The 9784-nt window shown below is 69.7% G+C and carries 8 protein-coding genes and 1 pseudogene; 3 read left to right on the top strand and 6 right to left on the bottom strand.

The features are described 5' to 3' along the window. A pseudogene (locus tag ABD323_RS30300) lies at positions 1 to 539 on the top strand (hypothetical protein); the annotation flags it as partial. 1318 nt (positions 540 to 1857) lie between these two features. On the opposite strand, the gene ABD323_RS30295 reads toward ABD323_RS30300, so the two are convergent. The 5 genes from ABD323_RS30295 to istA all read right to left on the bottom strand — a co-directional run bounded on the left by ABD323_RS30295 (position 1858) and on the right by istA (position 6431). Further along, positions 1858 to 2205, bottom strand: coding sequence for a hypothetical protein (locus ABD323_RS30295; protein ID WP_344445222.1), 348 nt, complete (start codon positions 2203 to 2205; stop codon positions 1858 to 1860). A gap of 77 nt (positions 2206 to 2282) precedes the next feature. Then, positions 2283 to 2753, bottom strand: a complete 471-nt coding sequence (locus ABD323_RS30290; RefSeq protein ID WP_344445221.1) for a hypothetical protein — start codon at positions 2751 to 2753, stop codon at positions 2283 to 2285. A 253-nt stretch (positions 2754 to 3006) separates the two neighbouring features. Continuing rightward, positions 3007 to 3801, bottom strand: a complete 795-nt coding sequence (locus ABD323_RS30285) for a polysaccharide deacetylase family protein (RefSeq protein ID WP_344445219.1) — start codon at positions 3799 to 3801, stop codon at positions 3007 to 3009. 546 nt (positions 3802 to 4347) lie between these two features. Then, a complete protein-coding gene (istB, locus tag ABD323_RS30280) occupies positions 4348 to 5172 on the bottom strand; it encodes an IS21-like element helper ATPase IstB (RefSeq protein WP_344445217.1) in 825 nt (274 codons plus the stop codon). Continuing rightward, positions 5172 to 6431 (bottom strand): IS21 family transposase, encoded by a 1260-nt coding sequence (gene istA / locus ABD323_RS30275; protein ID WP_344445215.1) that lies wholly within the window; start codon positions 6429 to 6431, stop codon positions 5172 to 5174. Before istA ends, istB begins: the two co-directional genes overlap by 1 nt. A gap of 426 nt (positions 6432 to 6857) precedes the next feature. Between istA and ABD323_RS30270 the strand changes: the two genes are divergently transcribed. Continuing rightward, positions 6858 to 7202, top strand: a complete 345-nt coding sequence (locus ABD323_RS30270) for a LysM peptidoglycan-binding domain-containing protein (RefSeq protein WP_344445214.1) — start codon at positions 6858 to 6860, stop codon at positions 7200 to 7202. A gap of 96 nt (positions 7203 to 7298) precedes the next feature. On the opposite strand, the gene ABD323_RS30265 is transcribed toward ABD323_RS30270, so the two are convergent. Next, on the bottom strand, positions 7299 to 7577 hold the full coding sequence (locus ABD323_RS30265) for a peptidoglycan-binding domain-containing protein (RefSeq protein WP_344445213.1): 279 nt from the start codon (positions 7575 to 7577) through the stop codon (positions 7299 to 7301). A gap of 227 nt (positions 7578 to 7804) precedes the next feature. Here ABD323_RS30265 and ABD323_RS30260 point away from each other — a divergent pair, with 227 nt between their 5' ends. Then, complete coding sequence (locus ABD323_RS30260; RefSeq protein ID WP_344445211.1) at positions 7805 to 8941, top strand: hypothetical protein; 1137 nt, start codon at positions 7805 to 7807, stop codon at positions 8939 to 8941. Positions 8942 to 9784: the final 843 nt, after the last annotated feature.

Genomic DNA, 9784 nt, shown 5'->3' with positions numbered 1-9784 from the left:
CGGCGCTCGCCGGCACGGACCCGGGACGAGCGCTGGCGCTGGCAAGCACGGCCGAGCGGGTTGCCCGCAGCATCGCCGACCCGCGGCGGCGGGCGAAGGCGCTGGCAGTGGTGGTGGCGGCGCTCGCCGGCACGGACCCCGGACGAGCGAGGGCCCTGGCAGGCACGGCTGAGCAGGTGGCCTGCAGCATCACCGACCCGCAGGAGCAGGTGCACGTCCTGGCAGAGGTCGCCGCGGCACTCGCCAGCACCGACGCCGACCGAGCCGAGCGGGTCGCCCGCATCATCCCCGACCCGCGCGAACAGACGTGGGCCCTTGCCGCGATAGCAGCAAGGGTCGGTCCGCCCGCAGCCGACCGCTTGCTGGGAGAGGCCTTCGCGCTGGGTTCATGGGTGACGCCGCTGTGCGTCCTGGCATGGATCCGTCCGCACGACATGATCCGCTTCGCCGACCTGGTGCTCGCGGATGGTCTCTTGGAGCGTCTCACCTCATGGACGGCGTCGACCCCCGCGCATGAGCGTGGTGGGCTGTTCGACTGAGGCGCCCACTCGCAGACCGGGACCGGCCCGCATGGCGGAAGGCGAGCAGGGGCCCCGTGACGGTGGTGAAGAGGCTCGTCAAATTTTCGCAGACCCTCATCACCTACCCGGACAGGGAGCGGATGGAGCGACATCAGGACCTGGAGGCGCGCCTCGGCTCACGGTTCCGTGGTGCGGACGTCGCGCCACGGAACCGCGAGTGGTGAGGGGGTGTCAGCCCTTGGTGAAGTAGCCGTCGAGGTCGGCGATGGCGTGGCTCCGGTCGCGGTGTCACTTTGCCTGAGTGCGGGTCGGTCTCCTTCCCCCTGACGGCCTGGCCCGTTCTTCAAGGGTCAGCCCGAACAGCTCTACGACCACCTCACCTGCCCCAGGACCCTGATGGTCTTCACCGCCGAGGAGGGCGCCGGCGCCCACTGCCACCCCGGTGCGATGCGCCTGACCCAGGCTCGCATCTACGACTGGCTCGACGACATCCTCAAGGCGGGTGCCTGAGGAGTTGACGAGCCGACGGCGCGGCGCGGGCCCGATCCGCGGACCCGATCCGCGGACCGGGCGTTGACCCAGGACGGCAACGGGGGCACAGGTGCCGTTGAGCGTCGCCGTCACGGGAGTGACCGGTGCGCCACCGGTGAGCGGTTTGCCGGGGGTGGGTCTCGTTCGGGTGTGGTGGGTGGTTTGTCGGTGGCGGGTCTCGTTCGGGGGGTTGGGGGGGGTGCGTTGCTCCTGGGCGCTGGGTGGTCGTTGATGCGCGTGGCTGCGGGTGGGCGCGGGCTTGTGGATTCTGACCTGTTGTCACACGTTCGGGTGGACTTTTCCGGCCTGGGGGTGGGGAACGCTGTTCGCCGTGACTGATGTCGCGTTGTTGTGGTCCGGTGTCATGGTGATCCGTTGCGGTGTTCATGGCGGGTGGGTGTGGGTCGTGGTGCCGAAAGGGGGGTGGTCGATGGCAGTGGCCATGTGTTGGCGCTGGTTTGCTGGCTGGGGGTCGAGGGTTTGGCTCCTGGTGACCTGGTTTGCCTCTGCGTGCACCGGTGGCGTTGCCAGCGGCGGGCGGGCGGGCGGGGGCTGGGTGACCTGGTGGCCCGGTGCCTGGATCCTGGGTCGGTGCCGGTGGAAGGGCGCCGTGGTGTTGTCGGGTCGGTGTGAGGTCGGAGTTCGTTGGGACGGCTGTGTTCGCCTGTGGGTGTGTCGAGATCCGCTGGTCACGGCAGGGTTTTGCTCGTTGAGGTTGGGTGGGGTTCGTGCTGGTCGCGGGATCTTCGATGGAGTCCGTGGTTCACCGGGCGCTTGTTTGGTGGGGGGCTGGTGATTGGTTGTCTCAGAGGTCGAAGCGGTGTTCGGGTGTCGAAGGGTTGGATGCTGATCCGTAGCGCAGGACAATGTGCGCCGGGCGGAACGGAAGATCGTGCAGGACGGGTGTCATGACGTCGAAGAGTGCATCGGCGTCGGGGCCGTAGGCGTAGAGGACGACCTCGCCGTCGCCGAACTCGTTTCCGTCGAATTCGCCGACCTCGGCTCGCTCGATCGCCTCGGCCAGGAGCGTTTGCGCCTGGCGGACGGTCGCTCGTTGGCCCTGCGTGCCCATGCCGTCGTCCGCCAGTCGATAGCGTGCGATGACGGCCTGTTCAGCGCCGGTTCCTGCTTCTGTGTTGTCGGTTTCGGCCATGCAGGGACGGTTTCATTGCGGACTGACATCGTCGGCCGGCAGGGCGCCCATTGAGGTGGGCTCTCCCGTTCGGTGGGTCAGAGTTCGGTGATCAGGTCGAGGAACGGCACGTGTCGGTCGAAGCGGTCGTGCTGGTACCACAGGACGCTCACCTCGCCCGTGGTGGAGATCCACAGCACCGGATCCGGATGTTCGTGCGCCAACACCACGCCGTAGCCGCCGAGTTCTGCGGTGAAGCCCTCGATGAGCTCTTCCAGGTGCGCCGCGGTCTCCTCGTCGATCTCGTCCTCGATGGATTCCAGGCAGATCCACCGCAGTACCTGGTCCATCGGTTGCACCATCAGGACGCCTGCAGGGTCGGCGAGGGGCACGGCGGTGCGGGCGCCGTTCAGCGGGTAGTGGTTGTCGAAGGCCGCCCAGAGCCGGAGGCACTGGGGCGCCGGTCGTCCGTCCGGCAGGATGAGTTCCGTGGCGCGCGGATGGGGTTCGGCGCCCGCGTCGTGGCCCGCTGCCCGCAGCCGGGCCACCGCGGCCTTGATCGCCTTCACATCGCTCCTCTGCTCCGGGGCGCCACTGCCCCTGTCGGGGGCCGGCGTGGTGTTGTCCGCGCACAACAGTCGGCCGACTGCCGGTGTGCTTTCCCGCGCCGGTGCGCCTTTTCGCGCCGATGGGCCTGGCCTGCCGTTGTGCTGGGGTTCGGGTTGGCTGCTTGTAGTCGTGGAGATGGTTGGGGGTGGTGGGCTTGTTCGGGGGTGGCGGGGCGTGGTTGTCGTGTTGGTTGGGCTGGGGTGGGGCCGCCCCTCAGGGGCGGCTGGTGGGCAGTGTGGGTTGGGGTTGTCCGGCCACGAGTGGTGGGTGGGTGTCGGGTGTGGTGAAGGTGTAGCCGGCGTCGATGAGTCGGGGGAGGTAGTTGTTGAGGGCGTTGACGGTTTGGGAGCGGTCGCCGCCGCTGCCGGGGGTGGGGTTGTCGTCGCCTCCTTCGGTGCCGTCGTGGTTGAGGATGATGGCGCCGGTGGTGGCGCCGGCGAGGACGCGGGTGACGATGGTGTCGGTGCCGGGGTTGGCCCAGTCGGTGGGGTCCAGTGACCAGGAGATGGGGCGTAGGGCGAGGTCGGCGCAGATGGTCAGGGCCGTGTCGGTGAAGTCGCCGTAGGGGGCACGGAAGAGTACCGGCGTGATCCCGCTGATGTCGGTGACGGTGTCCTGGGTGCGTTGGATCTGGTCGCGGACGTCGGCGGTGGACAGGTCGCCGAGGTGGGGGTGGGACCAGGTGTGGTTTCCCAGTACGTGTCCTTGCGCGACGATCTGGCGGATGACGTCGGGGTAGCGTGCGACGTTGTCGCCGCAGACGAAGAATGTCGCACGGACATCGTTGTCGTGCAGTACGTCGAGTACCTGCGGTGTGTATTGCGGGCTGGGGCCGTCGTCGAAGGTGAGGGCCATCACCATGGGGCCGGCGTCGATGGTGCTCTGCGGTGTCGGAACCTGCCGGGTCCGCGCGGAGGCGGACGTCCTGGAGGCACCGAGGGCGATGAGCGCGGTGGCGCCGGCGGTGAGGATGCGGCGGCGCGGCAGTGGGTGGCTGCTGTGTGGCATCTGGTCAGTTTGTGCCGTCGGGGCCGCAGGGCTTGGCCAGCCGCGCCGGTGCTGCTCGTTGTGGGTGAGCCGGGTCGCGGTGACGTCGAGGAGGTTGTTGTCCGCGGACGGCGTCGCGGCTCGGTCCGGGCCCGGTCGTGGCCCACGGGTGAACGCTGTTGTCTGCGGGTCCGGCCGGCTCTGTGGTGTCCGAGGACGATGTCGAGGGTCCCGCGGGTTGCGACGTTGGGACACTGTGGTGGAGGGTGCTGTACGGGCCTGCGGCGGTGCCTGCTGGCGGGGTGCGCCGGCTGGCGTCGGTTCACATGACGTCGCTCTGTGCCGGAGGGGACGGCTACCCCCGCGGCCAGGGAGCTGGACCAGGCACTGGGGCCGCGGTGCCGGGTGCTGTTGGAGCGCGGGCCCGTCGGGCATCTGGGACGGTCGCCGCGGAGTTGGGGGGCGGCCCGGACGGCAGTGTCCGGCGGGGCGGCCTGTCGGCGGCGCGTGAACCGTGACCCAGTTTGGCCGGATGAAAATGGACCCGGTGCTGGTGGTTTCGGTGGTTCAGTCGGTGGTGTCGGGGTCGGTGGGGACGCGTCCGAGTTCACGGCCGCGCATGCGGTAGGAGTCTCCCTTGAACGAGTGGACCTCGGCGTGGTGGACGAGGCGGTCGATCATGGCGGCGGCGACGGTCTCGTCGCCGAAGACCTCTCCCCACCGGCCGAAGGGCTTGTTGCTGGTCACGATCACGGACGCCCGTTCGTATCTGTTCGAGACCAGCTGGAAGAACAGGTTCGCGGCTTCGGCTTCGAAGGGGATGTAGCCAACTTCGTCGACCACGAGCAGCGGGTAGCGGGCCAGCCGGGTCAGCTCGGCCTGCAGTCGCCCAGCCTGGTGGGCGGCGGCGAGGCGGTCGACCCACTCGGCGGCGGTGGCGAACGCGACCCGGTGGCCGGCCTGGCAAGCCCGGACGGCGAGTCCGATGGCCAGGTGTGTCTTGCCCGTGCCCGGCGGGCCCAGAAAAACGGCGTTCTCCTTGGCCGCGATGAAGTCCAGTGTGCCCAGGTGGGCGAGTTGTTGCTTGGTCAGGCCGCGCAGATGGGTGAGGTCGAGTTCCTCGATCGTCTTGATCGCAGGGAAGCGGGCCGCGCGGACGCGCGCCTCGCCACCGTGCGATTCGCGGGCGGAGACCTCGCGCTGGAGGCAGGCGACGAGGAATTCGGTGTGGGTCCAGGACTCCGTGCGGGCGCGTTCGGCGAGCCGGTCGGCGGCGTCCAGCAGGGCCGGGGCCTTCATCGCGCGGGCGAGGAAGGCCAGGTCGGCGGTCGTCTGGCGGCCGGTGCGGCGCCGGCCATCGGCTGCGGAAGTCGCTTCGGCGGTGGTGGGCATCAGCTGGCCTCCTTGTCGTTCTTGCCGCCGTCGATGACGGTGAACAGCCGGTCGTAGCTGTCCAGCGGGCGTTGCTCGACCTCGACGTCGGCTGCGGGGCCGGTGGCGGTGTCGGGTGCCTGTCGCAGGTGCGCGACGGTGGCCTGGTGGCGCATGCGCCGGCCGGCCTCGGCGTGCCCGGGGTCGGTGATGGTCTGGTGGCGGGCCCAGCATCGGGGGTGCTCGGCGACGAGCTCGCCGTCGGTGGTGACGACCTGGACCTGGTCGGTGTCGGTCAGGACGGTGACCCGGTGGCCGATCGCCCGCGGGTGGACGGAGTAGTCGCAGGTGTCGACGCGGATGTAGTGGTCGCGTCCGAGCCGGGTCTGGAAGCGCCACCAGTGGCCGGGGCCGGTGGCGGGCAGGGCGAGCATGCCGGCCCGGTCGGTTTCCCAGCGGTCGGCGGGGCGTGCTTGCAGGATGCGGTGGATCCGGCGGTTGGCAATCTGCAGCCAGGCGTCGAGCTGGGTGTTGAAGTCGGTGGGGCCGGCGAAGGTGCGGCCGGGCAGGAACGAGGTCTCCAGGTAGCCGTTGGCGCGCTCGACCAGGCCTTTCGCCTCGGGATCGCGGGGCCGGCAGAAGTAGATCTTGGTGGCCAGCAGACCCGCGAAGGCGGCGAACTCGGTGGTCGGCCGGCCACGGCCGACACCGGCCTCGTTGTCCCAGACCAGCATCTTGGGGACGCGGCCCCAGGCGGACAACAGCCGCCAGTGGCCGTCGATCAGGTCCGCGGTGGTCCGCGAGGGCAGCATTCGGGCGGCGATCACCCGCGAGTGGCCGGAGACGATCACCAGCACTGGCGGCCGGCCGTTCTGCCCGTAGCCGAGCGGGATGTCGACCGCGGGGAACCACAGGTCGCACTGGGCCAGCTCGCCGGGCTGATAGGTGGTGCGCGAGACCGGGTCCACCGGCAGGTAGGCGGGCCGCAGCTCGCGGACGCGGTCCTTGAGCACGGTCATCCCGTGCTCCCAGCCGATCCGCTCGGCGATCACGGTCGACGGCATCGTCGGTGTCTGCCGCAGCAGCTCGCGGATCCGGTCCTCGACCGCGTCGACGATCGAGCCCTTCGCCGGGCGCTGGTACTTCGGCGGCCGGTCGTTGGCCAAGGCTCGCTTGACGGTGTTCTTCGAGATTCCCAGGTGCCGCGCGATCGCCCGGATCGGCATCTGCTCGGCCCGGTGCAACTGGCGGATCTCTGCCCAGTCCTCCACGAGGATCACCCTTCCCTCCTGACCTTGATCAACAAGGCCAGGATCAGACAGAGAGCACCCTGTGGGTCACTTTTGATCCGCCGTCAGAGGGTCCGCGTTCGGCCGTCGCCGGGGCGGCCACTTTGAGTGTGTGGGAGTTCAGCGTGCTGCCCGAGCGTCTGCCCGCGCTCGCGCTGCCCGAGCTCGTCGTGCACGGCCGCCACGACCGGTTCTTCCCGGTCGGTCGGGGCGACGCGCTCGCGCGCGAGATCCCCACTGGTACTCGAAGGGGCTGCGACCGCCCTCCCCGACGCGGGCGCCGGCGAGGTGGCCGCGGCGATGCTCGCGCTGGAGGGCGTCTCCCGTGCTTTTCGGCGCGAGAAGTCGGAGGGGCGCAATGCATGACCGGAACAACTCCCCGAGCGGGTCGGATCTGTTCCGTTTACGCTCGGGGATATGACCACCAACACGGCGAACGTCACCTTTTACATCGTCCGGCCGGGCGACACCCTGACCGGCATTGCGGCCATCTTCGGTACGACGGTCGAGCAGCTCGTCACATGGAACGACATTGCGGATCCCGATCTCATCAAGGTCGGTGAACGACTGATCGTCACGTGGGCGCAGGTGTCCCACGAGTCGTTCTACGTCGTCAGATCCGGTGACACGCTCACGTCTATCGCTGCCATGTTCGGCACGACGGTCGAGCAGCTGGTCGAGTGGAACGGCATTGCGAATCCTGATGTCATCGACGTCGGCCAGCGGCTCGTCATCGCCACATCGGTGCCGATGGGACACTGAGCGGGAGCCGGAAATCCGAAACGACGAGAGGAGCGAACGGCAGCCGCACTCCGACTGCCATTCGCTCCCCGGCGTGTGCGACGGGTAGGGGTCCGCTCAGCAGGCGAACCCCGAGGAGTTGGCCCAGAACGTCAGGAACGACCAGGTCTGAGCTCCGATGACGCCGTCGACGGTGATGTCGGCGCACTTCTGGAAGCGTCGGGTGGCGGCGTCGGTCACCGGACCGAAATCGCCGTCGACCAGAAGATCGTCTCCGGTCAGTGAGAAATTCAGGAAACACTGTGCCTGTTTGACCGCGTCCCCTGACGAGCCCTGTTTCAGGGTCGGTCGGATATTGGTGTAGTTGCAGCGCTGGGTCACCGGGGTGTCGGTCATGGTGTGGAATTCCTTCATGGTCGCAGCCGAATGGGTGAGCTGGCCTGGTCGGGCATTCTCAGGGAAGCACAGGTCCTCGGGTGTCGCAGCCCGGTGACGGTTTCGGGGGTGATTCCCGGTCGGGCCGCGGGTGGCCTCGGGCACGCCCACGGGGGGAGCAATCGCGGGCCGATGCCCCTTCGGTGCGAAAAGGTGGAGGACTTCCCTCTGTGTGTCAATGGAGTCCCGTGTCCGAGTCTGAGGAATCCGAGTCGCCCGCGGTGTTCGAGAAGTCAGATGCGCGTGAGAAGTCGGGCGCGGGTGATAAGTCGGGTGCGCCGTCGATGTTCTCCCGGGTCGCGGGATTCTTCGGTACGGGCCGGCGGACGTCGGCGTGGCGTGAGCGTGTCGCGGCGCGGGTGCGCTATCTGAGTGTGCAGCTGGAGCGTGAACGGCTGCGCCGGCCGGCGGAGGCCGATCGCGGTGCCCTGCTCGAGGGGATGGCTGCGCTGCTGGAGGAGGCGCGGGCGGGGGCGCGGGAGCGACATCTGCTCGCCCTGGGGTGTGGGGCGGCTTTGGAGCGGGCGTGGGCGAACGTTCGGGCCGCGGAGCTGGTCCTGCTGGAGCTCGTGGCGGAGGAGGAGTTGGGCAGTTGGGTCGCGCAGGTGCAGTCCTGTGCCGAATCGAGCCTGCGGCCGTGCGATCCGCAGCTCGTGGCGTTGACCGCGGCGATCAGGAAGCAGGACGAGCGGGACGGTCCGGTGCCCGACCGCGGGTTGCTGATCCGCACGCTCGGCTGCGCGTACGTCGAGTTGGACAAGGAGTACACCCGGGTCCGTAGTCTGCGGAACATCCTGGTGGCGGCCACCGTGGTGGTGTTCCTCGGTGCGGCGGGGCTTGCCCTGTTCGGCTGGTTCTCGCCGCACACGTTGAGTCTGTGTTTCGAGCCCAAGGACACCACCGCCACGATCGTCTGTCCCTCGATCCAGCGCCCGGCCGGTGTGACGGTGACGGTGGAGTCGCTGGCCGACCGCAAGGACGTCCTGCTGGTCGAGGTGGCGGGGGCGGCGGGGGCCGCGTTGACGGTCGTCGCTTCGCTGCACCGTATCCAGGGCACGAGTTCCCCGTACATGCTTCCGCTGGCGGCCGCCCTGCTGAAGGTCCCCACCGGGGCCCTGTCGGCCTTCCTCGGTGTGTTGCTGATCCGCGGCGCGTTCATTCCGGGGCTCAGCAACCTGGACAGCAGTGGGCAGGTCCTGGCGTGGGGTGTGGCGTTCGGCGCTTCGCAGTACCTGGTGACGCGTTTCGTCGACTCGCGGGCCCAGGAGACCCTCACCAACACCGGGAAGCCCGCGGCCGGTGCGGGCACCGACGGCACGCAGTGATCGGGGCCCGGGCCGGGTGAGGGCCGGGGCCCCGATGCGGGCCCGGTCTGCGCGGGTGGCCCTTGGAGCGCTGCCGCCGGGTCCGGGCCGGTTCGTGTTCATGATCGGCGGCCGGCTGGGCCACCCGCGGTGGAACGTCCCTGCGGTGCCTCGCCGGTGTCGAGGCGTACACCGGCGAGGACCGGTTTTGACCTTGTGCTGTCGCACGCGGGTACGGGTCCGGGCCGGTCCTGACCTTGGGCTGTCGCACGCGGGCACGGGTCCGGACCGGTCCTGACCTTGGGCTGTTGCACGAGTCCGTTGCGCGATGGTGTGCGCGTACTTTCCGGCCTGTTCGGCGGACTTCCGCGGACCTGTCCGCTCTCGACCCCGGCCCCGTCGTCATGGTGAAGGTCGCGCGCGCCACCGACGCCGACTTCGACGCGGGTGACTTCGACGCGGGTGGCTTGGCGCGGGTGACTTCGTCCTGGACCGGCCTACCACGGCTGCTCGGCGTCGAGGAGGCGGCCGCAGCGGCGAACGCGTCGTGGATCGAGGGGCGTCCGTGTGGCGCTCGTGTGGCGGCGGTCGGATGGCCAGGGGGTGTGCGCCCGGGGCCCCGTGCGGCAGGGGCTGGGTCTCCTCGGTGGTCACCGGGAGGGTGGTGTGCCTGTCCGGGGGCCGGGGGAGTGGGCGGGCGCGGGTGGGGGTGCGGTGTCCGGGGGGCCGGCTCCTGGCCCAGTGGCCGTGGGTGGTGGCGTGCTGGGCGGGCGGGCGGTGGGTGGGGCCCCGGTTTTGCCGCGGGCAGTGGTCAGTAGTTGTGGTGGATCTGCCAGTAGGCCCAGGCCTGGTTGGGGCTGCCGT

The sequence above is a fragment of the Kitasatospora nipponensis genome (genome assembly GCF_039528135.1).
GTDB lineage: Bacteria > Actinomycetota > Actinomycetes > Streptomycetales > Streptomycetaceae > Kitasatospora > Kitasatospora nipponensis.
The sequence above is the reverse complement of the archived record's forward strand: the minus strand, read 5'-3'. Positions and strand labels throughout refer to the sequence as shown.

Bases quoted from the DNA above. Each gene is read 5' to 3' on its own strand.
- ABD323_RS30295 (WP_344445222.1), bottom strand. From the start codon at position 2,205: ATGGCCGAAACCGACAACACAGAAGCAGGAACCGGCGCTGAACAGGCC.
- ABD323_RS30285 (WP_344445219.1), bottom strand. From the start codon at position 3,801: ATGCCACACAGCAGCCACCCACTGCCGCGCCGCCGCATCCTCACCGCC.
- istB (WP_344445217.1), bottom strand. From the start codon at position 5,172: ATGCCCACCACCGCCGAAGCGACTTCCGCAGCCGATGGCCGGCGCCGC.
- ABD323_RS30270 (WP_344445214.1), top strand. From the start codon at position 6,858: ATGACCACCAACACGGCGAACGTCACCTTTTACATCGTCCGGCCGGGC.
- ABD323_RS30265 (WP_344445213.1), bottom strand. From the start codon at position 7,577: ATGACCGACACCCCGGTGACCCAGCGCTGCAACTACACCAATATCCGA.